Below are 25006 nucleotides of genomic sequence, written 5' to 3' on the forward strand. Positions count from 1 at the left end.
TCTTTGACATCAATTTCAACCTTGTAGGTTGTCTCGTTGACCATTTCCTGTCCTGCAACTGCGGTCAACGTTGCTGTCTGGCCGGCCACAGTTGCAACCCAGTTGAGGTCGGTGCCCGCTTCATCGGTTAGTTTAATGGTGCCTGTGACGGGTTCGTCAAAATCGAACCGGAGACCGACCCCATTGATAAGCGCAGGATCTACATCTGTATCGCCATAGGAGACTGTCCCACTCGTAATTGACGGAGGTACAACGTGAGCATGTTGAATTTCATAAGGACCAACTGTTTTAGAACCCTTTGAACCGTCTCGGTTTTTCCACTCAATGTGTAGCATTACAGATTCCTCAGGTAAAGCAGGCTGTGCGCTCTATTTCCAATTGAGACCCGAACCTGTGGCGGGTGTATCGTTGACCGTCACTGCTACAACTCCCTCATTAAACGTCAACGTGAACTCTGTGCGTGGGGGAACATACAAAACTCTACCAGCGTTTGTACGTGTTGGTGGATCCATCACAACCTCTGTCGCAGAGGGGGGTCCAACATCATCTTCTGATTGCCGTGGATCCGTAACCTCTTCAGATAGATCGTCACCACAACCACTGATTATACCGAAGTAATCGTCGTCCGTAGAGCATTGCCAGCCCCATCATGGAAATCAATTTCAATCTTGTAGGTTGTCTCATTTGCAAGTTCCTGTCCTGCAACCGCGGTCAACGTTGCTGTCTGCCCCCATACGTTTGCAATCCAGTTGAGGTCAGCACCTGTCTCATCGGTCAGCTTAACGGTTCCTGTGATGTCTTCGTCGAAGTCAAACCGGAAGCCGCCGCCACTGATTGGAGCAGGGGCGACATCTACAGTTCCATCAGCTACCGTGCCATCCGTGATTCTCGGCGGCGTTGTATCCGGGGCCCCTAACAGTATAAGGACCAACCACATGAGAGCCGGAACTACCGTCTCGGTTTGTCCAGCTAACGTTTAGGGTCAGGATTTGACCGTCTCCTTCCTGTAGCGCCAGCGATGCACTCCAGTTGAGGCCGGCTCCGGTGGCTGGGACACCATTGACTGTCACCGCTACAGCAGCCTCCTCGAAGGTCAGCAAAAACTGGGTATTGGGGGGAATTTCCCCACCCGCAGGAGGATCTACGAGAAATGGGGGTCCTGTGTGCGGAGGGACATCATCAGTTCGTGGAGGTGTGTCCCTGCTTGTTGTTGGATTGGACGGGTCCGTAACCTCTTCAGGTGGATCGCCATCGCAACCACCGATTATACCGATAATGAGCATCCCAAATGTGATTAGGATGGTAGTTCTTAACATTCTGTGCACTGTTTTTTCCTTTCTGTGGAGTTTTTCCCACCAATAACTTTCTCTCTATATCAAACCTTTAACTGTGTGAAGTTCCAAACAGAAGAAAATCATCCGAGAGCTTGAATGTCAAGGTTGTGGTCGTAGAAAATGTGCCTTCTGATGGAGTTAGTTGATAGCTAGCAGGTAAAACATCCTGAGAAAGTGCAGACACGATAGATAATACCAATTCTGACAAAGGATAACGTATTGTTGAAACGTGAAACGTAAAACGTGAGGCGAGGAGGCGGGGGAGTATGGCGGCGAGAGAAAGGGGAAGCGAGGAGGCGAGTTAAAAAACACGCTCCCTCACATACTCACACACCCGCTCCCATAAACCCTCTTTCCCACAAAACTTGATGCGACACAATTATTCAGAAACGGTATAAGATCGGCTCGATGATCCGATTCCGCTAATCATGTTCACCGGATTGCCTAGCGGTCAAATCCCTTATTTTTTCCTTGATTATTTCCTTATAATCGCCTATCATCCCCGAAAAATTAAGGCGCAAAGATATACGAGAAATAGAAGCTAGGGATGCGTAGGCATGCTGCGGGAAGGCACTAAAGCGAAATATAGAGGTTCATGTCAAAAGAAAGTGCAAAGCACGAATCGGAAGGGAAATAACAGCGATGAATGCATCAAACCTTATTGAGGAACTTCGTCCGTGGCTGGACGAGAAGATTGGGGCAAAACTGGATTTGCTAGGTTCAGAACCGATACCGGTAGTTAAGACTGAGGAAGGAGCGTCAAGCCCGCTATTCGCGGCAAGAGTTGGTGAGCGCGGTCTTGTCACAACGGAAAGGAAGTGGCTCGAACAACTTAAACCGATCGTCGCAAACCTGAGTTTGGATGAGTTGTTCTCGACATTCGGCGGGTATGAGCTTGCGCGTGTATTGTTGCCTGATGGCTGCGGGGTGTGGGGACCGAGTTGGTTCTACGTCGGTGACGAAAACTGTTTTCGGGATGCGGGGGATGACCGTCCTGTGCAGTTGTCTGCGGAAGAATTGGCTGAAACGGTCGATCATCGTATTTTCTGGCACTGCTTTGAGGATGAGGCGATGACTGGTTTCGGCATCTTCGAGGACGGTAAGTTAGTGTCACTTGCAGCGGTTCAGGCTGAAGATGACCGTGTTTGGGAAATCGGTGTTGATACTGCGCCGGAAGCTAAAGGACGTGGGTTGGGGCGTGCCGTGGTCAGTGCAGCTGGACGTTGGATACTGGAAAATAATCGGTTCGTCTTTGCTTCAACTGCCCCTTGGAATGTCCGCTCTGCTCGCACACTTAGATCGGTGGGGTTGCAATTTATTATGTCGGTGATGATAGGAACCCCCGGACCGTTTTATGCAGCGCCGCAGCCGCTCGGCACTCCATATCCCGGCGCCGAGGTGTATAACTACTATCCCGACTGGGCTATCAATAAAGAGATCAAACCACCGCTAAGAGATTAATCAACCGTTGGCACGAGTTGGCGAGGATATTGAGTTCATTTGTTCATTACAGGACTTACGCAAATTTAGCACACGAGAGGTAGATTTTTTATTTTTAACCCCCTAAATCCCCCTTGTCAGGGGGACTTTGGAAAATCAGGGGGACTTATGAGCCCGCTGCGTAAGTCCTAAGTTCTAAATTAGCATCACTGGTTAATCAGCGCAAGGGCTGTAGGTGCGCGTCTTTAGATAAGGAGAAGGGTTGCTTCAACCCGTTGGCCGGCTGTGGAGGTGTTTAGGAAGGCGTGTCTTCAGATAAGGGTCGGGATTTGTCTTGACTTCACGCAAGAGGGTATGGATATATGCCTGAATGCGAAAGAGTCGGCAGTTAGAATTTCCCAGCAATCCCCGGTCCAGGTTTCCTACTTCGTCCCAGAATTCTCCAAGTAGCGGTCGATCCAGCGCGGGATAAGGCATTTCGGAATCCCGTTCAAGCAACTCATGCCAATAGAGGACTTCCACGAAGTGAACATACGTCGAAGTGTTGTAGTCAACACCGAGCATGAGCAGTTTTCCGTCGGCTTTATAAGCCTTCTGCATTGGGGAGTGTGTGCCGTAAGTTTTCCCCCACGGCTCATGGTCCCACGGTGATTTGTATCCCTCACGGCTGAGGTGGGTGCTCACAAACGCTTTCGCATTTTTCCCCCGTGCAGCGACCGAGTGGGAGTAGTGGTCGGAGCGGTAGGTGTTGGGCATCTGGCGGAAAAACTCGGTGAGCCATCCGACAGTGGACGGTGTCTTTTTGATGTTCCATGTGCTCACCCGCAACTCTCTTCCATCGAGGAGATTGAACGAGGGCATCAAGATGAGTCCCTCTGGTCCAACGGCATTCTCAAGCGCGCTGACCACAGTTCCTGCCCCACCCTCGACAGGTCCAAGACTTTTAAAGGAGGAGTGAATAAAGAGCGTATCCCCGAATTCAACGCCCAGGTTTTTCAGGTCATGTGTAAGTGTTTCACGTGTGTGTGGTGTTTTCATGGTAGCCTTATAATAACTGATCAGATTGGAAATATCTATGGGAATTTACGAACAATTTGGAGTTACACCGATTATTAATGCCTCCGGAGCGGTGACTCGTCTCGGCGGTGCACCGATGCCCGATGAGGTGTTGAATGCGTTTAATAAAGCTGCCCGTGTGTCGGTGCCGCTTGAACAACTTCAGGCAGCTGCCTCCAGAGTTATTGCGGACGCGACTGGAACGGAAGCCGGTTTGGTTTCCGCCGGCGCTGCGTCCGCCCTGACTTTGGGCAGCGCTGCAATCTTGACAGGCTACGACTTGGAACGAATGGAGCAGCTGCCGCACTGCGACGGATTTCCCAACGAGTTTATCGTTGCCCGCGAGCAGCGGAGCGGGTACTTGTTGAGGTCGGCTTCAACGAAATCGTCGCAAATGCAGGCGTGCGTCGAACTGAAGCGTGGGAGTATGAAGCTGCCTTTGGACCGAATACGGCAGGCGTCCTCTATGTATATAGTCCGACCTCCAGACCTCCGCTCGAAGAGGTTGTTGATGTTGCACATCGGCATCAACTGCCTGTATTGGTAGATGCAGCGGGTGAACTTCCGCCGCGTAGCAACCTCAAGTCGATTGCGGCGACGGGGGCAGATTTGGTAGCGTTCAGCGGCGGCAAGTCCATTCGGGGTCCCCAGTCAACAGGGATTCTCTGCGGCCGGCGCGATCTCATTGGACCTGCCATTGTACAACTGTTGGATATGGACGACCATCTAGAACTCTGGAATCCACCGGCATCGCTCATTGACAAGGCAAAACTCCGTGGCATCCCACGACACGGTATAGGGCGCGGCTTTAAGGTGTCAAAGGAGGAAATTATCGCCCTGCTTGTGGCGTTGCAGCTTTTCACCTCTGGCGCTTACGATGAAGAAGTCCCCAAGGCACATGCACGCCTCAACCGGATCGTGGAAAAGTTAAACGGTTCGCCCGCGGAATGCAGCCTCCGTGATAAAAAAGATGGTGAAAGTCTCCCACTGCTGGAAATCACGATTGATGAAGTGGCTGTTGGTCGAGAGGCGATGGAGATCTGCCAAAGTCTCCGGAGCGGTGTCCCACCGATTTATGTCAGCCACGGTAGTCTCCGAGAAGGGAAATTGCTGATTAATCCATTGCACTTGAACGACACCAACACCGAAACGCTTGCCGAGAGGATTCGCCAAGAATTAAATCCTTAAAATTAGGGCAGAAACCGAGTTATTGGCACGTACGAGCGGGGCAAGATGCCCCGCCTACAGTTTTATGAAGTAAGATAAATTATGCCACGAAAAAACAAGATTCTCAACATCGGTGATAAGGCGCCGCTATTCACATTGATCTCTGTTCAGCGTGAGACCGTGAGTCTTGAGTCGTATCTCGGTCAACAGCCTGTCATCCTCGCCTTCTTTCGCGGAACGTGGTGACCGAACAGCCGTCGCCAGTTAGGAGACCTACAGCGCAACAGTAGTGAATACACAGACTTGGGGGCTGCGGTGCTTAGCATTGTTGGTCAATGGCCCCGTGAGGTGCGTCGATATGCCGAAACGCATGACATCACCTTTCCGCTGCTCACGGATAAAGAGCGAGAGGTGATTAAAAGCTATGGGGTGTACCACTGGCTAGGCCTTGATGCGTATAATATCGCTCGCCCTGCGACATTCGTGATTGATAAGGATTTAATTATCCGGTTCATGTATATTGGCTCACATCAGTTTGATCTCGCTAAACATGAGGATATCGTCGCAGCCTTGAAAGCACTTTAAGATAATCACAACTATAGTAGACGTTAGAATTAGTTAGACACTCCGAATACACAGCCAACCCCCTAAATCCCCCTTATCAGGGGGACTTTGAAAATTTCGCGCAGGTTGGAGTTGTCCGTTCCAAGACCAGGATTGGTACATGTCTACTTATTTTTAGAATTCACGATAAAAAGAGGACTCAGATGATTTTAACGGGACACAGGGGCGCAGCAAAACTTGAACCAGAAAATACACTGTTATCCATGCAGAAGGCGATAGATCTCGGTGTTGATCAGATAGAGATTGATGTGCATCTCACAAGCGATCAACACTTGGTGGTCATCCATGACACCACTGTGGATCGGACAACCGATGGACAGGGGGCAATCGCCGATTTTACGTTAGCAGAAGTGAAACAGTTGGACGCCGGCAAAGGGGAGCGTATCCCCACGCTACAGGAGGTGATGGATCTGGTGCGTGGGAAGGTGATTCTCCAGATTGAGCTGAAAGGTCCCGACACCGCTGGGCCGGTTATCCAAGCAGTCATACAGAACGACATGGAAAACGCGGTGCTTCTGACTTCGTTTATCCATGAACGGCTACGCGAAGCGCGTCAGCTTAATCCGAATTTGAGGCTAGGCGCATTGTGGGCGGATCCACCTCCCGATGCGTGTGAACAGGCAATTGATATGGGTGCGGAAGCGATACATATCCAACATCTGAACATTGACCCTCCGCTTGTTCAGCAAGCACATGCACACGGTCTCAAGATTCGTGCGTGGAATCCTGACACGGTTGAGGAGATACAGCGTGTTATCGATCTGGGGGTTGACGCCATTGGATCGAATCGTCCGGATCTGTTAATTGCGGTTGGACGCTCGTGATTCTAGCTGCTCAATACAAGAAAACTGAATACCCAAGTGTGTCAAAGGTCAACGTAGGAGGTATGTAACAAAGTTTTAACTCGGTCCCACTGTCCTAGCGACGAAGCACGCATAGCCATGAGTGTGGGAATTAGGCTAAGGTGCTCATCAGGTAATTCGCAAATTTCCCGATACCCGTGCAAAAGAGCGTTGCACCGTTGTTGAAAACCGGGCCTTTCCCAAGGTCCCGCTAATATAACCGCCAGATCGTAAAGATAGTATCCAAACCCACAGTCATCAAAATCAATAGGCAAAACTGCCTCAGTCGTGAAGAGTACATTGCCGAAACTCAAGTCCGAGTGAATCAATCCAAATTGGTCGGGACTTTTCCCAAACCGCTGTTCGACTTCCTGTAACTGTTCATGCAGCCTTCGTAGATACTCCTGAACGTCCTCTGGCAATTGCTTATAGGTAACAGCCTCCTCCCCAAATATATTATCGGTTCTTAGTACGCTGGTAGAATCGTAAAGCGGTCTATCTAGTTCAAAAGCAGGCGTCCAGTGTTGAGCGTGATGGTGGAGTTTGGCAACTAGTTGTCCAAGCCTATAAAAGTGATGCGGTGAACGGTGATCTTGAGGAAGTATCTGCCCCTCAAGCCAAGAGAGAACTGTCACCGGATAAGGCGCCGGCATCCCGATTTGCTCCCCTACCACAATCATTTTTCCATCGAGGGAACGTTGTGGTATCTGCACAGATACTGTTGTCTCGTGAACAAGTGCCTCAAGCCAAGCTAATTCTGACGCTACTGCTGTCCGTGACCTTGCCCTGTGAATCCGCACCAGAAATCGTCCACGATCGCAGTCCAGACGAAACGTCGTATTCACGAGATGCTGTAGAAGGGTGAGCCGGTACTGGTTAAAACCGAATTTTTCTAGCGCAGCGTCAGCAAGTTTACGCAATCGATAAACCTGCTCTTTCTCTGGTAAATCCTCAAAATTATTACCGTTCAGGACCATTTCTGTTTCTCTGTGCTGGCATTATCCTGCCACAAATTGACCACAAGATTTGATAATGTGAGGAAGTTCGCTTATTTCAATACATCTATAGTGAATCTTAGAATTAATGAGACACTCCAAACCGGTGCGGTTAGGAAACCGCACCTACCGGCCCCGATAAATCGGGATTGCTGCACAGAGGGGCGAAAGTGTCTATTTATTTTTAGAATTCACCATAATCCCCACCCTCAAGCAAAAATTCAGCAATTTGATTCTCAGGCCTTACACAAATTTAGCACACGGCGTGAGATTTTTTTTGGCTCATGTAAAAAGAGAATGCAAAATATGAAGTGAAGGGCCCCTTCGTCCCCCCTTAATCCCCCCACAAGCGGGGGGAGAGTAACCCCTGATAAATCGGGTTGCAAGTGTTTGTGGCTTTTGCTGCACTAATTCTTAACATGAGCGTTTTTTTAACCCCCTAAATCCCCCTTGTCAGGGGAACTTTGGAAGATCAGGGGGACTTATGCACCAACTACGTAAGTCCTATTCTATTATTTTTCATGATATGGTCCCGCGATTGCGATACTGCACAGATCCGGATGTAGATATTTCTGGGCAACAGCGTTCACTTGTGCACGGGTGATATTCCGGTAAATTGATTCATGCCGCTCAGGATAGCCGAGTCCCAACCCGTACAACTCTGCGGTTAGGAGCACTGCGGCGAGCCCCCTATTCGTTTCAAGGGTGAGCGCGAAATTTCCGACAATTAGGTTCTGCACATCTGAGAATTCTTCTTCTGTGATACCATCGGATTTCATCAATTCGATTTCGTGCAGGATGCTTTCAATGGCTTTATCCACGTTGGCGGGATTGACACCTGCACTCGCATGGAAAAGCCCTTCGCCGATTGATGGAGTGAATGAGCTCCAGACGCTGTATGCGAGACCTTGTACATCGCGCACACGACCAAATAGGCGGGCAATCCCTGCGCTTCCACCCAAGACAGCGTTCATGAGATTAATCGTGTAAAAGTCTGGATTCGTTCGGGTAATTCCTTTGTGCCCCAACTCGATATTTGCTTGCGACTTGTCCATCATCGGTTGGACTACAATTTGTTTTTCACCATATTCCACCGCTGGAATCATGAAGGGTGGTTTTTCGCCATTTACGCTCCAATCCCCGATTGCGGCGTCGATTTTTTCAATAATCGCCTGTGTCTTCACATCGCCGACAATCGCTAGGAGGAGCGAATCGGGTCGATAATAAGACGCATGGAAATCAACGAGTGCCTCCCTTTGAATGCCTTTGACCGATTCCTCCGTCCCTTGCACGCGCCAATGGTAAGGGTGTCCGTCGGGATAAACAGCCTCTCGAAGCAACCGATCTGCAACATCATCAGTTTCATCTTCCCACGCTTTCAGCCAGCTATAAACCTGACGCCTATGTTTTTCAATCTCTTCTTGCGGAAAGTTAGGAGCACGTAGGATGTCCTTAAGCACGTCAAGCACTCGATCAAAATCCTTTGACAGTAGGCGCCCCTCAATGCTCACTGTCTCGGTACTGGCCGCAACGCCTATATTTGCCCCGACAGATTCGGTCTCCTCGGCAATTTGCTCCCATGTCCGGTTTTCGGTTCCTTTCGTCAGCATATTGGCAACGACATCTGAAAGCCCGTAGAACCCTTGTCGGTCATACATGCTGCCCGCTTTTAGTCGTCCACTGATCGCAACCGTTTGATTGAAATGGTTCTCTTGGACAAGCAGCGTCAGACCGTTATCAAAGACGTGCCGTGTGGGTGGCGGCTGATGGTTATTCATCTTTCAATTCCTCCTTGGATCTGACACAGACGGGGGTGCCTCGTATGATGCAGAGCGGGTGCAGTATCTTCACCGGATGTACCGCCATGTCCCGGTGAAATTGGTTGAAAATATCCAACTGTGCGGTTATTTTCAGTGAGATATTTCTGGGCAGCTTCACGAATTTGTTCGCGGGTGACAGCCCGAATGTTGTCGAGGTAGGCATCAAGGTATCTGTAATCGTAGACCGTTTCGTAGTAGCCGATCTGCGCCGCTTGACTTGAAACGCTGTCGAGGGAGAAGATGAAGTGTGCTTCTGTTTGGTTGATTGCCTTTTCTAGTTCCGCCTCTGTGAGCACCTCATTCTGGATCCGGTCTATCTGCTCTAGAAGTACCTTTTCGAGTGTGGGAGGATCAACACCGACCTGTGCTTCTGCGAATGTCCAAGCCAGTCCCGCATCTTTGGAAAAATCTGGATAGAAATAGGCGGAAGTTGCCAATTGCTTATCAACCAAGGCGCGGTAGAACCGTGAAGTTTTCCCCATACTCAACACGGTGCTAATTACTTCTAGTGGATAGAAGTCTGGGTCCCCGGCCGCAGGGATGTGGTAGACAATAGCGACATAAGCGAGCGTTCCTTCCTTGCGAACCGTTACCCGTCTTTCACCGCGCTGCTCCGGTTCGACCGTCGAGGGCCCCGTGATCGGTTCCCCAATAGCAAGCGGACCAAAGTGAGTTTCAACCTGTTTCATCAAATCAGTAGTATCAAAGTCTCCAACGAGGACAAGGGTTGCATTGTTCGGCACGTAACGTTGGCGGTAGTAGTTGTAGAGGTCGTCGCGGGTCATTGTTTTGAGGTCTGAGGGCCAACCGATGATACCCCACTGATACGGGTGCGCCTTGTACGCAGTCGCCTGCACCTCTTCCCTCAACACGAAATGGGGTGTATTCTCATATCCCTCACGTTCCGAAAGAATTACCGTGCGTTCCGCTTCGACCTCCTCCGGATCAAACACGCTGTTCTGCATCCGATCCGATTCCAAAGCGAGCGCAACCGAGATTTTATCCGCGGGTAGGGTCTCATAGTACGCAGTATAGTCGTTGCTAGTAAACGCATTCCATCTGCCGCCGTTGCCTTCAATGAAACGCCCTAGTTCCTCTTTCGAGAACTTCGGTGTACCTTTGAAAAGCATGTGTTCAACCCAGTGGGAAACGCCTGTGAGTCCGGGACGTTCATTCCGCGAGCCGACTTTGTACCAGATATAACTGCTAGCGACAGGGGCTGCGTGCACCTCTTTGGTCAACACTTTCAATCCATTAGATAATTGATGTTCGATGATTTCAGATCGGGATTCAATCTGTTTGGTCATAATAGCCTCCTTTCGCTTATAGCACGGCCAAGATTGCTTCTACAACATAATCCAAGTTCTTGGGTGAAAGTCCTGCCACATTCAGGCGACCGTTTGTCGGCATATAGATAGCATATTCGTCGCGTAATCTATCCACGGCGTTTTTGGAAAGCCCGGAATAAGAGAACATCCCGCTCTGCTTGTACATGAAGTTGAAATCTATCGAACTACTGCCTGCGTTCAAGCCTTCAGCCAACGCCTTACGCATGCCGGAGATTCGTTCCCGCATGGTCGCAAGCTCGGTTTCCCACTCCTGTCTGAGGGGGTCAGAGGCGAGGACAGCCGCAATGATGCGGGAACCGTGAAGGGGTGGGTTGGAGTAGTTGGCACGGATGATTCGCATGACTTGAGATTTAACCCGTTCGGCGGTTGCTGTATCAGTCGTAACAACATAGAATCCGCCGATTCGCTCCCCATAAAGCCCAAAGTTTTTGGAATAGGAGTTTGCGACTAGCATCTGATGTCCATCAGCAAGGAAGTGGCGGACTGCCATTGCATCCTCATCGATACCACGTCCAAAACCTTGATAAGCGAAGTCGAACACCGGCAGCAGCTCCTGCCTCTTGATGGCTGCGGAGATTTCCTCCCAATCCGCTGGGGTTGGATCGAGTCCGGTTGGGTTGTGGCAACAGGCGTGAAGTAGGATTGGGCTTCCACTAGGGATGGAGGTGATCGCTTCGATCATGCGCGACTTGGTGAATTCCCTGTGCTGTGCATCATAGTACGGATATGACGCGACCTCCAGGCCAGCCTTTGCAAAAACTTGATTGTGGTTTGCCCAAGTGGGATCGGGAACGTAGATGACTTCGCTTTCGATATGGACAAGGAACTCGCCAGCGAGTCTCACACCGGCGGTCCCACCGGGTGCCTGTGCCCCGAAGATATTGTCTTGCTCAGTATTGAATACCAATCTAATGGATCGCTGTACATATTCCGGGTTGCCATCTTGAGAAAGGTACTCCTTATCCATGCCCTGAGCCAGAATTTGCTGCTCTGCTCTTTTGACCGCTGCAAGCACAAGCGGCTGGAGATCATCGGTCTTGTAGGCACCGATGCTCAGGTTCACTTTATTCGCCCGTGGATCCGCCTTGAAAGCCGCGTTAAGCCCCAAGATAGGGTCGGGTGGCGCCATTTCTACCGTGTCGAAGAATTTCATGGTTGTATACTCCTAATTTTTCGCATTTTGACCGGGCTGGTCAAGAAAAAGAGGGTGACAGTTTGGAATGGCGTCGTCTAAAGTGTTGTCATCAATTTCCGGAATGCGTTCAGTTGTGGTTGAATTACATGCGGTTCGGGCACTCGGCCCTCAAGCGCTTCGATGGTCTTCAGTCCGTTGCCGGTGATACTGACAACAATCCGCTCATCTCGACTGATGCGTCCACTTTCAATCAGCTTTTTCGCTGCCGCGAGTGTAACACCGCCCGCTGTTTCCGTGAAGATGCCTTCTGTCGCAGCAAGAAGCTTCATTGCTTCGACAATCTCACCATCGTTCGCATGCTCCCCGTGTCCACCCGAATTCCGCACCGTATCAGCAGCATAAATCCCGTCAGCGGGGTTGCCAATCGCGAGAGATTTGGCAATGGTATCCGGTTTAACGGGCTTAACAAAATCGCTGCCGTCTTTGACCGTCGTGACAATTGGACCACAACCTTCAGCCTGTGCCACGTGGATACGGGTTTGTGGCTTGTCGATCAGTCCTAGCATATGAAATTCCTTCAACGCCTTGCCCACCTTTGTGATGAGCGATCCACCCGCTGCGGGTACAACGATGTGATCCGGTGCTTCCCAACCGAGTTGCTCAAGGATTTCATAGGTAAATGTCTTGGAACCTTCTGCGTAAAATGGGCGGATGTTGATATTGGCAAACGCCCAAGGATAGACGCCTGCGACCTCGCTGCATAACCGGTTGACATCATCATAGTTTCCCGCAATTCCGACCACCGTTGGGGCGTAAACGAGCGAAGCTACTACTTTTCCCATCTCAAGATCAGCGGGAATAAAGATGAAGCAGTTGAGGTTTGCTATTGCAGCGTTTGCGGCGACGGAATTGGCTAAATTGCCGGTCGAGGCGCACGATACGGTATCGAATCCAAACTCCTTCGCCTTACTTAGCGCAACTGCAACGACACGATCTTTGAAGGATAGGGTTGGGTGACACACAGAATCATCCTTGATATAGAGTGCTTCTACACCAAGCAATGCTTCTAGATTTTTGGCTCGAATTAGCGGGGTGAATCCCGAATGGAATCCATCGGTCGGTTCACCATCAATCGGCAGTAGATCGGCATACCGCCAGAGGCTTTCGGGACCGGCCTCAATAGATTCTCGTGAGATTGACTTCTGGATTACCTCGTAGTTGTAGTCTACCTCAAGTGGTCCAAAACAGAACTCACACACGTGGAGTGGTTCTTTGGGATACTGCCTTTCACATTCACGACATTTCAATCCCAGTACTTTTTCGGTCATGTTCGTCTCCGTTGGTTCAAAAGATAAGAAAGATTTGCTATCAAACAGTCGGTCAATTTTACGAGACAATGTCGATTGACCGTTTCATTAAAAATGTAGACAATAAAAAAGCCTATCATCACGGCTGTGACAATAGGCAATTCTGTAAAGCATATATGTTAAAAACAATCCCAATTCATGACTAAATCTGCCTATTTTCACTTCGCCTCGCACGCATGGACACCACACCAGCAGCAATGCCCATGCCCGGCATGTACATGGTCATGATAGCAAAGTGAGCAATTGGGGGAAAGTTGAAGTGAGATTGTCGCATCTTTCTAATTCGTTTACCTGTTTGGTTCATCAGTTCATTAAGAGCAATTGTAGTAGAAGCAATATACCTACTAATAGCAAATTGGATTATTTTATTAAAAGGTCGTTTAATTTTAGCATACGCTCCCACATAAAGGCAAGGGAAAATTAACAATCGTTGGGGTTTAATGATTAACGGCATCACGGCAGGTTCTCAATCATCACTGGTTTTATGGCGTCCGCGGGTATAAAGTCAAAGACCTGCGCGTAAAAGTAGAATTCCGCTTCAAGTGATCGCTGGATATTCTCACTGCGGCGGAATCCGTGCTGTTCGCCTTCAAACGGAACATAAGCGACAGGCAACCCTTTCGCCTGCAACGCTTCGACCATCATCTCCGCCTGATTGGGCGGCACAACTTTATCTTCAAGTCCCTGAAACAGAATTAAGGGGCATGAAAGACGATCCGTAAAATGGATCGGTGAGCGCTCTCGGTAGCGATCCCGTTCTTCAGGATAGGGTCCAATCAAGCTATCCAGATAGCGGGATTCAAATTTATGTGTGTCCCTCGTCATCGTCTCAAGGTCGCTGATCCCGTAATAGCTGGCACCCGCTTTGAAAACGTCCCGGAATGTCAACGCCGAGAGTGTTGTGTAGCCGCCTGCACTTCCGCCTCGAATTGCCAACCGATTACCGTCCACAAATCCGTTTTCGGCGAGGTATCGCGCTCCGTTCGCACAATCGTCGACGTCAACAAGCCCCCATTGACCGTTAAGCCGCTGGCGATAGGCGCGACCGTAGCCGCTGCTACCCCCATAGTTCACATCAAGGACAGCAATCCCCCGGCTCGTCCAGTATTGAATCTCTAGGTCGAGCGCAGTCGAAGTTGCTGAGGTAGGACCTCCGTGGCTGATGACGAGGAGCGGGGGCAGATCATCGGTCGGTGCGGTGTAATCACAATTTTGTGGCGGATAAAAGAAGGCGTGGGCACTCAGACCACCTTCGGTTGGAAACTCAATCGCTTGTGGAGTTGAGAAATATCCAGCATCAATCTCTATCTCACTTGCGCGGCATACGACCTCGAATTGTCCCGTGGCAAGGTCAAGGCGGACGATTGACGCTGGCTCCGTCGCCGAACTGGCGTTGAAAAGGACTCCGCCGGGGATGACTTGCAGGTTGGTAATTGATGTGTAGGGCGTATCAATCTGATCGAGACTTCGTGTTACGGTATCCAAAAGTACTAGATGCCAGATACCATCCTGCGTGTAGGTGCAGATAATCTGATTGGCAGAGACAAACCGATAAGTGGACATACCAAATATCCACTGCGGTCTCCCGAACTCTGCCTCCATTTCACATACCGGTTCGACGGTTCCAGCTTGATAGCGATAGAGATTCCACCAGTTCGTTCGGTCAGAAACGAAGTATAGCGTACCATCTGGCGACCAATCTGGCTGAAAGATCGATTCATCAATACCACCTGCCACACATTCGGTGTGACTCAGAGATCCATCTGTGTTGATCTCACCGATCCAAAGTTCAGTGCCATCCCATGGCATATTCGGATGGTTCCAAGTCAGCCATGCCAGACGCGTACCATCGGGACTCAAGCATGGCGAAGAATAAAAATCGTTGTCGCAGACGAGTATCTGCCCGCTGTCTCTGCCATCCAATGGGAGGTCTACCAATGTGTTGACGGCTTCATTCTCGGTATCGGTATGGTCTTCACGGACATAGATTAGACGGTTCCGTTTGACGTCGACAATGCCATCGGCATAGCGTAGATCTGCGTCGGGGGTAATCGGTTGCGGTTCTGATTCGCACGTTTGACGGTAGATGCGCTGATCTACGAAGTTAGAGAAGTAGACCACCCCTTCACTGACAACGAGTGCCGCCCCACCGTACTCATGGACGCGTGTTCGTGCGCTGAAAGTGGGTGGAGTCACATCGGTCGTTTCTCCGTCCGGGGTCCGTCGAACAATGACATAGCGACCGTTCTCGGTCGGACGCATCTCAATCCAATAGATATCTTCTTCATCGGCTAGGGCTTCTATTATCCAGCGCCCTTCTGTCGAAATGAGATTTGCGCTAATTGGGGATTTCCAAGAGCCGTAGGGTGCCACCTGCGGTTGCGTCATCATCTCCTCCTTGATTTTTAAAGATTTGATTTAAGTAGAAATTGAGGAGTAGTGTAGTAGAAAACAAGCTGTAGATCAAGGTGAAAAAAAATACTTTATTAGGGCGTGTTGACATTTTGATGCTGCGAATTCGGCAAACACTGTAAGCATCGGGCAATCTGACATAAGTAGCGCAAACTGTTAGTTTGTAGGAGGAAATCACAATCTAACAGATTGCGGTACAAAAGACCACTTTTATGGAATAATTTTTTGAAAAGGAAATTTCCTGATGAAAAACGGAGTTGGGTTTCACCCTATCTGTTTATAACCTTTGGTGCTAGTTTAGTGAGAAAGTTTTTTCCACATTGTTCAAGAGTTCATTGGTTCATTAGTCGGTTGGTTGATTCATTCTTCTTATGTTCCCCCTTTGGATACACATGTCGCCCCGCTGGGGCTTTCGGGTATTTGTTTATCGGTGTGCTATAAACATATCGCCCCTCTGGGGCTAAATGCTCCGTCTTATGTGTGTGTTCCGCTGAATCTGTTTTAATCTGTGATTTGGACAAAATGTACATTGTGCTCCTCTGGAGCACGGGACTTGGGGCATGTCGCTCGGCTATAGACATGTCGCTCCTGTGGAGCGAGAAGACGCCGTCCATAGTTCGCTGGTTGCCCCGATTGGCAGATTAGGCAATCTGCCGCCACGATTACAGGACTTGGGGCATGTCGCCCCGCTGGGGCTAACGGATTTGGTCTGATATTCAGCGAATCGTATTTCAGTAAACCTGTGCGTTCAGAGTTAGATAAAGTCGCACAATCCCTCAGAAATGCTTTGTGATTGTAGATCTACCAGGATTTACGCAAATTTAGCACACGGGGGTAGATTTTCGATTTTTAACCCCCTAAATCCCTAACTCCCTAAATCCCTAACCCCCTAAATCCCTAACCCCCTAAATCCCCCTTGTCAGGGGGACTTTGGAAACTCAGGGGGACTTATGAACGCGCTGCGTAAGTCCTATCTACATTATTTGTACGTGAGGCGCGATGTTTACTTGTGCTTGTTAGCCCGCCTGTCCTCATACATGCTAAACCCCAAAACAAGAAGGAGTACGGTGGCTTGTGTTACCCACGTCAGTTTTGAAGGGACCTGGGCGATTATCTGCATTTCCTCGGAACCAGCCTGCAGCAAACCGAAGAGCAACGCCGAAAAGATAACGCCAATCGGATGCAGTCTTCCGAGCAGCGCAACGGCAATGGCCGTATAACCATATCCCGGCGCATTTTGATAGAGTCGATGGGGACTCAACCCCATCAACTCAATAGTTCCTGCTAGTCCTGCTAACCCGCCGCTGATTAACATAGCGATGATGATGTTTCGAGAGATGTTGATGCCTGCGACCCGTGCAGCAACTTGGTTCTGTCCGACCGCGCGTATCTGATAGCCAAGGACCGTGCGAAACAGGACCCAGTATAAGATAGCGGCAAGTATAAGTGCAAGGATAATCCCTAAGTGAAATCTGTTGTGTGGAATCCATTCTTTTGGAAGTAGACGGGGTAGCACAGCGTTTGCTGCGATTCTTTCGCTTTGTTGATATGCTCGCGCCGCTTCTTGCAAGGGTCCACCATCTATAGAGTAACGGACTAGTTCAAGTGCAATGAAGTTGAGCATGATGGTGCTGATGACCTCTTGCACGCCCCGATAGGCTCTGAGCAATCCGGCGACTGCCCCCCAAAATCCTCCCGCGATGCATCCAAGTACCAGAACCAGAGGGATAAAGAGAAGTGGTGGCAGGTTGGTAATTGATGTTCCGATCCATGTGGTGACAAGTGTGCCGATGAGGTATTGTCCTTCTGCTCCGATGTTCCAAACACCACACCGAAATGCGAACGCTACAGCCAGCCCCGTCAGTAGGAGTGGACAGGTTTTAACAAACGTTTCCGTCACCTCCCGCATTCCCCCCAACGCCCCCTGATACATAGCGACAAATGCCTTTATCGGCTGATAACCACACACGAGCATAATGAGCGCATTGATGAAAAGGGCTAAGAGAGTGATGAGGATTGGAAAAAGGATCTGGGTGGATTTGATGCGCATTAAGATTGGAAGGACGACAAAAGAACAGGGCTCATGTCGAAATAAAGTGCAAAACACAAAAAGCGTAAAACGTGATGCGTAAAACGTGAAAGGACTTTGTTCATTGGTTCATTAATAAACCGGTGAGCTCATGAACTTAATCGGTTTCGGTTGCACAATTTCTTAACATGAGCGAAGAACAAAAGGGAAGAAAATGAGGAAGGTCTGGTGGAGAAGGGAAGACAGACAAACTCCCAATCATCCCTTCTTCCAAATCTGAAACAGCGTTCTGCAAAAGTTAAAATATGTAGGACTTACGCAGCTGCACGCTCAAAGCCAACCCCAGAAATGGGCGCGCAAGCCCCGATAAATCGGGATCTTCGGAACGGGACGTGGCAGGTGTTTCTGGTTACGGCATACGGAGTATACCTCCTACCTTTTGCGTAGGTCCTAATATAGTTACATCTCACTCAACAACCCACGTATCGCCCTCATTGAGTAGGGCATCCAGATTGCCTTCTCCCATCCGCTTTTTAGCGCTGTTGATCTGTTCGGTCATCATACCTTCATAGCAGGGGTGCTCAACGCTCCGAAAGATGCCGATTGGATGAGGTAACCCCGGCACTTCCGTCATACGACTGAGGAAGTACGCCAATGTTCGATCTTCGGCGAACTGATCATGGGTAATCAGGTTTTCGGTGGTGGGCACACCATCGGTCAAAGAGATCACCTCGGGCTTAAATCCGTTCAAGCAGATCCCCTTGTCACTGTCCTTTCCAAAGACTAGGGGTTGACCATGTTCTAAAAACACCGTATTTTCGGCTTTCGTTTCCTTTTCGGTGTAGGTAAAGAATGCACCGTCATTGTAGACGTTACAGTTCTGATAAATTTCGACGAATGAGGTGCCTTTGTGGTCGAAAGCTGCCTTGATGACATTTCGGAGATGTTCGGGATCTCTGTCAAGAGATCGAGCAACAAAGGTTGCTCCAGAAGCGAGCGCCAGACTGATCGGATTGAAGGGGTTGTCAATCGATCCCATCGGCGTTGAGTAGGTTTTTTTGCCTTGCTCAGAAGTCGGAGAATATTGCCCTTTCGTGAGTCCGTAGATACGGTTGTTGAACAGCAACACGTTGATGTCAAGATTGCGGCGCATCAGGTGAATAAAGTGGTTGCCGCCGATTGACAACGCATCGCCATCACCGGTGATTACCCAAACTGATAAGTCAGGGTTAGCAGTTTTTACACCTGCAGCGATAGTGGGTGCGCGACCATGGATGGTATGAAAGCCGTAAGTATTCATGTAATATGGGAAACGACTTGAACAGCCAATACCGGAGATGAAGACGAAATCTTCCTTCGGGATACCTAGGTCTGGCAGAATCCGTTGGGTTTGGGCGAGAATGGAGTAGTCCCCGCACCCTGGGCACCAGCGAACATCTTGATCAGAGGTAAAATCTTGCTTTGTTAGCGTCTGGACAGCAACTGGTATTGGACTGGAGGTTCTATTTTTCATGCGGCACCTCTTAACAACTCATCAATTTTAGATTCAACTTCAAATACGTGAAACGGTTGTCCTTGGATCTTATTGAGACCGACGGCATCTACCAGATACTCTGCGCGAATCAGTAGGCGCAATTGCCCCAAGTTTAGTTCAGGAATGAGCACGCTTTTGAAACCTTTCATAATGTCGCCAATCTCTTTGGGAAGTGGATTGAGATAGCGCAGGTGTACATGCGATACGGATTTGCTTTCCACCTGTTTATGTTCAACGGCTGTTCTGACTGCCCCGAAGGTTCCGCCCCAACTCAACACAAGGAGTTCCCCGCTTTCTTCACCATATATTTCTGTGGGTGGAATATCGTCTGCAATACGAGCGACTTTTTCTGCTCTGAGATGAACCATCTGCTCATGGTTATCGGGGTCATAACTGACATTCCCTGAGCCGTCTTCTTTTTCCAAACCACCGATCCGATGTTCCAAACCGGGAGTGCCCGGAAGTGCCCAAGGACGTGCTAGCGTTGCTTCATCCCGCAAATAAGGTTCAAACCCGTTGGTGTCGGTCGGAAAATCCACACCAATTGCCGGCAGATCTGATACCTGCGGAATGAGCCAAGGTTCGGCACCAAAGGCAATATAAAGATCTGACATAAAAATCACTGGCGTCATGTATTTGATAGCGATTCGGCAAGCTTCATAGACCGTTTCAAAGCAATCGGAGGGACGTGAAGCAGCAATCACGGGGAGAGGTGATTCGCCGTTTCGACCATAAAACATTTGCAGAAGATCCGCCTGTTCGGTTTTTGTGGGCATACCTGTCGAGGGGCCAGCTCTCTGAATATTGCAGACAACGATTGGCAGTTCGGCGATCATAGCGAGGTTAATCGCTTCTGCTTTGAGGGCAATGCCGGGCCCGCTACTTCCAGTGGCACCTAACGCTCCACTGAACGCTGCGCCAATTGCCACACCGACCGCTGCAATTTCATCCTCCATCTGCATTGTTTTAACCCCGAAATTTCGATACCTTGCTAATTCGTGGAGGATAGTGCTTGCAGGCGTAATCGGATAACTGCCGTAAACCAACTGTAATCCAGATTTTTGAGAAGCAGCAACCAATCCCAGTGCGGCTGCCATATTCCCCTCGATATTGCGATATTTCCCCGGTGCAAATTTGGCTGGCTTGATTTCATAAGAGGTCGCAAACTGCTCCGTAACTTCGCAATATATATTGCCAGCTTTCAATGCAAGTGTATTGGCTTCGATGTATTGTGGCTTTGTGGCAAACTTCTCCTCGAGCCACTGAAACGCATAGTCCATTGGGCGGTTATACATCCAACACACCATCCCAAGCGCGTAAAAGTTCTTGCACCGATCGACCTCGCGCTGCGTGAGACCTGTGTCTTTCAATGCTTCTCTGGTGAGGCGAGTCAGTTCGATCGGGAATACCTGAAATTGTGTCAACGAACCATCTTCAAGGGGATTACTATTATATCCAGCGAGTCTGAGGTTGCGTGGGGCGAAATTATCTGTATCGACGATAAGGATTCCGTTCGGTTTGAGTTTATCAACGTTGACCTTCAGTGCTGCTGGATTCATCGCCACGAGAACATCACAGAGATCACCGGGCGTATGAATCGTCAAACTGGAAAAGCGGAGCTGGAACCCCGAAATCCCAGCCAACGAGCCGGCAGGGGCACGAATCTCCGCAGGATAATCCGGCAACGTCGCAACATCATTCCCTGCGATTGCGGAAGCCTCGGTCATTTGCGTTCCAATGCTCTGCGCGCCACCGCCAGAATCGCTCGCAAACAGAATCGTCGCCTCCTCTATCGATTGTTTCTTTTTTTTCATCCATCTATCCTTCTTTCTATTTATACCTGTCCTCACAAAGGCAGGACTCACGCTCCTTCACGGGCTTGCATCGCGTCATTATCCGGTTTTGGCGGCAGGGTCAGCACCTCTTGTGGAAAATGTTCAACAAGATAAGAGATAATGTGACGAATTGACACAATGCCAACCGGCTGGTTTTGTTCGTTCACGATGGGTATATGGCGGTAACCACCTTTCGCCATATACAGTATCGCTGTATCCAGGGAATCTGCTACCTGTGCGGTCTGCGGGTCGGCTTTCATAAATTGTTCAATAGGAACTTGTGTCAAATCGCCTACCGGTTTGTTCAGAATTTTTAGCAGTACATCCCGCTCACCGAAAATTCCTTTGAGAACGCCATCGGAGACAATGAGGATGGCACCAACCTTATTGTCGAGCATTCGATCGATAGCTTCTTGTGTGCTCCCTCCTGTGTCAATTGTAACGGGGGGATGCATCAAAGAGTGAAGCGGAACATGAATTTCGTGAGGACTCAAGGTTTTTGATGGCTCATCGGGGGTTTCCTCATCCATGATAGCCATTTCTTCTTCAACGATTTCTTGGTAAAGCATGGTTCATCCCTCCTTGCCTTCCTCCAAAAACGCAGCAACATAGTTCGCGATATCCTTACTTGATACCACACTAGCGGGATATACCCCTTCATCTTCATCGGATTCTCCAACCAGCAACGGAATATGACGGAAGTGCCCGAGGTGCATAAGGTTCAAGGCAAATGCCATTGAATCAGTGGGGCGCAACGATTCCGGCGATGGCGTCATGATATCATCTACTTGAACCTCGTCGGGGTTCTCCCGCACCTCGGAGATGTGAACGAGTAAATCCCGCTCCGTGATAATGCCGGTGAGCCGCTCCTGTGCATTAACAACTAACACACACCCAAATCGCCCTTCCTGCATCAGGTCGATAACTTCCGAAATAGGTGTCCCCATCTCCACAGTGCAGGGTTGATTGAGGTTCAGTATGCTAATCGGTAAAGATAAGGTTTGCGCGTCCATGGTTTTCTCCCTTCAATCAACGACTGAATCAGTTATGTCTCTTTTAGAAAACTGGTTACGTGAGTCATCGGTAATCGTGTGCAAATGGTAGCATACACTTCGTCATTTTGCAAGTTGAAATGGGTCAAAGTAGGCATCTGTAAATGAATAATTGGGCACAGTGACTCCAACAAAAGGGTCAGTGTTTATTATTAGGATTTACGCAGTTGAACGGTAAAGGTCAATCCTTTCCGCTAGTCCCGATATTCGGGATTCTCGTGGCATGGAACCTACCTCTCCGTTTCAATGGCCACCGGCACGATTTGGTGATTTGGCAGGGCCCTGTCAGGTCCCAGAAAAAAATTCAACCCCACATCGGGGGTCCATCATTGGCGGGTGTCTCTCTGAACCCCGATGGGCCCTATCTCCAGGGCGTTTGTAGATTTTTACCACTCGACAGAAGGGGCGTGTAGACGGCCTGCTGCCCTGCCAAATACGCCCTGTTTATGAGCCATGTTTCACTTAAATGGCAACATAACCTCGCTAAATGTCAGAGATTTGGCAAGTTCCTGACAGGTCAAAACTCTAAAATGCGTAAATCCTGCGTTTATTTTTTTATAACTACGCTAGTTACTAGTTGTGGTGCCGTTGTCTGTTTGAATCAGGTGTTTACATCCCGAAAATCCAAGCTTAACACATTTCGATTTGTCGGCTGTACTAATTCTTAGCATGAGCCAAACTACTTTGGTTGATGACAATTATATCACCACGTTAATCAACTGTCCACAATAAAAAGAAATGGACGCAGAGGGATTAAATTCTCCCATATTATTGCCTCGATAGATCACCGATAAATCGGGACAGGCGGGACAGGTTCCGACTTGTCGGAATGCTCCTCGATACATCAGGGCAGGCAGGAACGGCACGGGATTCAAAGCCATCTGAATCACGGATAAGCGCGGATAAAAGACACCTATGACAACTGGCATAAGCGCGCGCAATGAATTGCGCTACTACAAACAACGGGGCATGAGCTATAACGGAGAACTAAATGTCTCTATCCTAACCCGCGGGGATCACAGATTAGGAAATCTGTGGCTACGATTGTCTAACTCCTATGATAGATGCAATTGCCTTAGCGGATTCAGTTTTTCAACTTGGCTTTGACAACTGACAGGATATATGATAAAGTGTCTAAAATAACTCGCTGACAATTATACTTGCCGTGTGTGCATCGTAGATAGCAAACCCACATAGTTTTGACTGGAATCATAGGAGAGAAAAATATAATGATCAAGATGACCGGAGGTCAAGCACTGGCAAAATCGCTGTACCGAGAAGGGGTACGGGTAGTGTTCGGATTGCCCGGTGCAGGGCAGTATGAAGCGATTGATGGCATTTACGAGGAACCGGAAATCCGCTACTTCACGACTCGGCACGAACAGGCAACCACCCACATGGCGGACGGATATGCCCGTGTCAGTGGAAACATTGCAACGGCGTTGGTGATTCCGGGGGCGGGTGTGTTGAATGCCTCTACCGGCATCGCAACGGCTCATTCCGTATCTTCACCCATACTGGTGGTGACCGGTAGACATGACCAGAGCAGTAGCGACGAGATGCCTTCGATACAACAGATCACCAAGTGGGCAGCGCGGGCGGCTAACCCCGCTGATGTTCCGGTGGTCATCCATGAAGCGTTCCGCCAGTTGAAAACGGGTCGTCCACGTCCCGTCTATATTGAGGTTCCGCATGAGGTGTTGGCAGCGGAGGCGGAGGTCAAGCTATTTGAGCCGGTGTCATACGACCCGCCTGTTGGCGATTCGGAGCACATCGCCCAAGCGGCACACCTTCTCACAGCGGCAAAACGTCCTGCTATCTGGGCTGGGACCGGTGTGCAGCGTTCAGGAGCTTCAGAAGCACTCCAAGCGCTGGCGGAGCATCTTCAGGCACCGGTGGTGACGGGTCGTGAGAGCAAAGGGGTAATATCAGACCGTCACCCGCTTTCTCTCGGTATGGGGGAACTCCGGTTTGATCCGCTCCGAAAATGGCTCGCACAACGGGATGTTATTCTCGCTGTGGGAACAACAAGGAGTTTCAGTGGAGACACCGATAAGCAACGAACCGTTCGGATTGATATAGATGAGGCGGAGATCGAGCGTACAGCTAACAACTGTCTCAGCATTTTGGGGGACGCACGCTGCTGTTTGGAAGCGATTTATCGTATCGTTTCAACTACAGTGTCTGCGCGTCCAAGCTGTGGGGGAGAGGTACACGCTATCAATGCTGAACGGTTTGATCCAAAGATTCAACTCCAACCGCAATGGGGATTTATGCAGGCAATCCGGGCGGCGATTCCTGACGACGGTATTTTCATTCAAGGCATGAACCAGATTGGATATTACAGCCGTAGCTACTATCCGGTGTATGAGCCGAGAAGTTACCTCATTTCGGCGGGTAATCTCGGTGTTGCGTTTCCAGTGGCACTTGGCGCGAAGCTAGCGAAACCGGATAAGGCGGTGGTAGTTGCCTCCGGTGATGGTGGTTTCCTGTACAATTCTCAGGAGCTGGCGACCGCCGTTCAGTATGGCATCAATGTGGTGGTGATTGTGTTCAACGACAACGCTTATGGAAACGTCCTCCGCGCCCAAATCGAACAGTTCGACGGGCATATATTGGGAACACAACTGTACAATCCGGACTTTGTCAAGTTAGCCGAAGCGTACGGTGTGCATGGTATCAGGGTGCATGACGCCGGGCAGTTGGAATCGGCGTTACGTGAGGCGCTGGCGGCTGATGCGCCACGGGTTATTGAGGTGCCTGTTGGTAGAATGGACCGGCAATATTAACTAGGCGCGTGAAACGTGAAGGCCATTTGTTCATTAGTACATTGGTTCATTGGTTCATTACTGAGGGGTGAGAAACGAGTCTTTTTGAAAGCTCACCGCAGAGAAAAGCGCGGAAGGGTAGGCTGCCTACCCAATACGCAAAAATAGGCACACCTAGACTTTTCGTTTTTCGCTGGTTTCATTTTCAGAGATGATTTGCCATACGATTGACGGAGTTGAGGCTTGT

20 protein-coding genes and 2 pseudogenes are annotated in these 25006 nt (G+C 49.6%); 7 read left to right on the forward strand and 15 right to left on the reverse strand.

Annotated features, from left to right (window positions below; genetic code table 11):
- The 3 genes from J4G02_03230 to J4G02_03240 form a co-directional block, all read right to left on the reverse strand.
- On the reverse strand, positions 1–335 hold a 335-nt coding region (locus J4G02_03230; protein MCE2393608.1), incomplete at its 3' end, for a hypothetical protein.
- 269 nt (positions 336–604) lie between these two features.
- Positions 605–937 (reverse strand): Ig-like domain-containing protein, encoded by a 333-nt coding sequence (locus J4G02_03235; protein MCE2393609.1) that lies wholly within the window; start codon positions 935–937, stop codon positions 605–607.
- Complete coding sequence (locus tag J4G02_03240; protein MCE2393610.1) at positions 864–1316, reverse strand: hypothetical protein; 453 nt, start codon at positions 1314–1316, stop codon at positions 864–866. The genes J4G02_03235 and J4G02_03240 overlap by 74 nt, the downstream gene beginning before the upstream one ends.
- Before the next feature lie 660 nt (positions 1317–1976).
- On the opposite strand from J4G02_03240, the gene J4G02_03245 reads away from it, so the two are divergent.
- Positions 1977–2795, forward strand: coding sequence for a GNAT family N-acetyltransferase (locus J4G02_03245; protein MCE2393611.1), 819 nt, complete (start codon positions 1977–1979; stop codon positions 2793–2795).
- Between the two features lie 246 nt (positions 2796–3041).
- Here J4G02_03245 and J4G02_03250 read toward each other — a convergent pair whose 3' ends face one another.
- Positions 3042–3812, reverse strand: a complete 771-nt coding sequence (locus J4G02_03250) for an AAC(3) family N-acetyltransferase (protein MCE2393612.1) — start codon at positions 3810–3812, stop codon at positions 3042–3044.
- Between the two features lie 37 nt (positions 3813–3849).
- Between J4G02_03250 and J4G02_03255 the strand changes: the two are divergent.
- From J4G02_03255 to J4G02_03270, 4 genes and pseudogenes are all read left to right on the forward strand, one after another.
- A pseudogene (locus J4G02_03255) lies at positions 3850–5018 on the forward strand (aminotransferase class V-fold PLP-dependent enzyme).
- 81 nt (positions 5019–5099) lie between these two features.
- Positions 5100–5243 carry a redoxin domain-containing protein gene (locus J4G02_03260; GenBank protein MCE2393613.1) on the forward strand — a complete coding sequence of 48 codons (144 nt, stop codon included), beginning with the start codon at positions 5100–5102 and terminating at the stop codon, positions 5241–5243.
- A 9-nt stretch (positions 5244–5252) separates the two neighbouring features.
- Positions 5253–5582 (forward strand): annotated as a pseudogene (locus J4G02_03265) (redoxin domain-containing protein).
- A gap of 182 nt (positions 5583–5764) precedes the next feature.
- On the forward strand, positions 5765–6445 hold the full coding sequence (locus J4G02_03270; GenBank protein MCE2393614.1) for a glycerophosphoryl diester phosphodiesterase: 681 nt from the start codon (positions 5765–5767) through the stop codon (positions 6443–6445).
- 41 nt (positions 6446–6486) lie between these two features.
- Here J4G02_03270 and J4G02_03275 read toward each other — a convergent pair whose 3' ends face one another.
- From J4G02_03275 to J4G02_03300, 6 genes are all read right to left on the reverse strand, one after another.
- Positions 6487–7440 carry a phosphotransferase gene (locus tag J4G02_03275; GenBank protein ID MCE2393615.1) on the reverse strand — a complete coding sequence of 318 codons (954 nt, stop codon included), beginning with the start codon at positions 7438–7440 and terminating at the stop codon, positions 6487–6489.
- Between the two features lie 530 nt (positions 7441–7970).
- A complete protein-coding gene (locus tag J4G02_03280) occupies positions 7971–9236 on the reverse strand; it encodes an insulinase family protein (GenBank protein MCE2393616.1) in 1266 nt (421 codons plus the stop codon).
- Entirely contained in the window at positions 9233–10585 is a 1353-nt protein-coding gene (locus J4G02_03285) for an insulinase family protein (GenBank protein ID MCE2393617.1), read from the reverse strand. The genes J4G02_03280 and J4G02_03285 overlap by 4 nt, the downstream gene beginning before the upstream one ends.
- A gap of 16 nt (positions 10586–10601) precedes the next feature.
- Positions 10602–11780, reverse strand: coding sequence for an aspartate/tyrosine/aromatic aminotransferase (locus J4G02_03290; GenBank protein MCE2393618.1), 1179 nt, complete (start codon positions 11778–11780; stop codon positions 10602–10604).
- Between the two features lie 77 nt (positions 11781–11857).
- Positions 11858–13090: a threonine synthase gene (locus tag J4G02_03295; GenBank protein ID MCE2393619.1), complete on the reverse strand. Its 1233-nt coding sequence runs from the start codon at positions 13088–13090 to the stop codon at positions 11858–11860.
- A 492-nt stretch (positions 13091–13582) separates the two neighbouring features.
- Positions 13583–15517, reverse strand: a complete 1935-nt coding sequence (locus J4G02_03300; GenBank protein ID MCE2393620.1) for a S9 family peptidase — start codon at positions 15515–15517, stop codon at positions 13583–13585.
- Positions 15518–16101: 584 nt separating this feature from the next.
- Here J4G02_03300 and J4G02_03305 point away from each other — a divergent pair.
- Positions 16102–16254 (forward strand): hypothetical protein, encoded by a 153-nt coding sequence (locus tag J4G02_03305; GenBank protein ID MCE2393621.1) that lies wholly within the window; start codon positions 16102–16104, stop codon positions 16252–16254.
- 290 nt (positions 16255–16544) lie between these two features.
- On the opposite strand, the gene J4G02_03310 is transcribed toward J4G02_03305, so the two are convergent.
- The 5 genes from J4G02_03310 to J4G02_03330 all read right to left on the reverse strand — a co-directional run bounded on the left by J4G02_03310 (position 16545) and on the right by J4G02_03330 (position 21952).
- Positions 16545–17591, reverse strand: a complete 1047-nt coding sequence (locus J4G02_03310) for an ABC transporter permease (protein MCE2393622.1) — start codon at positions 17589–17591, stop codon at positions 16545–16547.
- 445 nt (positions 17592–18036) lie between these two features.
- The gene (locus J4G02_03315) at positions 18037–19083 is read right to left on the reverse strand and encodes a 2-oxoacid:ferredoxin oxidoreductase subunit beta (protein ID MCE2393623.1); all 1047 of its coding nucleotides are present in this window, start codon (positions 19081–19083) and stop codon (positions 18037–18039) included.
- Entirely contained in the window at positions 19080–20918 is a 1839-nt protein-coding gene (locus tag J4G02_03320) for a 2-oxoacid:acceptor oxidoreductase subunit alpha (GenBank protein MCE2393624.1), read from the reverse strand. The genes J4G02_03315 and J4G02_03320 overlap by 4 nt, the downstream gene beginning before the upstream one ends.
- 47 nt (positions 20919–20965) lie before the next feature.
- Entirely contained in the window at positions 20966–21508 is a 543-nt protein-coding gene (locus J4G02_03325) for a CBS domain-containing protein (protein MCE2393625.1), read from the reverse strand.
- A gap of 3 nt (positions 21509–21511) precedes the next feature.
- Positions 21512–21952: a CBS domain-containing protein gene (locus tag J4G02_03330; protein MCE2393626.1), complete on the reverse strand. Its 441-nt coding sequence runs from the start codon at positions 21950–21952 to the stop codon at positions 21512–21514.
- Positions 21953–23220: 1268 nt separating this feature from the next.
- Between J4G02_03330 and J4G02_03335 the strand changes: the two genes are divergently transcribed.
- Complete coding sequence (locus tag J4G02_03335) at positions 23221–24780, forward strand: thiamine pyrophosphate-binding protein (protein ID MCE2393627.1); 1560 nt, start codon at positions 23221–23223, stop codon at positions 24778–24780.
- The last annotated feature ends 226 nt before the right edge of the window (positions 24781–25006 follow it).

It is taken from the genome of Candidatus Poribacteria bacterium, from assembly GCA_021295755.1.
Lineage (GTDB): Bacteria > Poribacteria > WGA-4E > WGA-4E > PCPOR2b > PCPOR2b.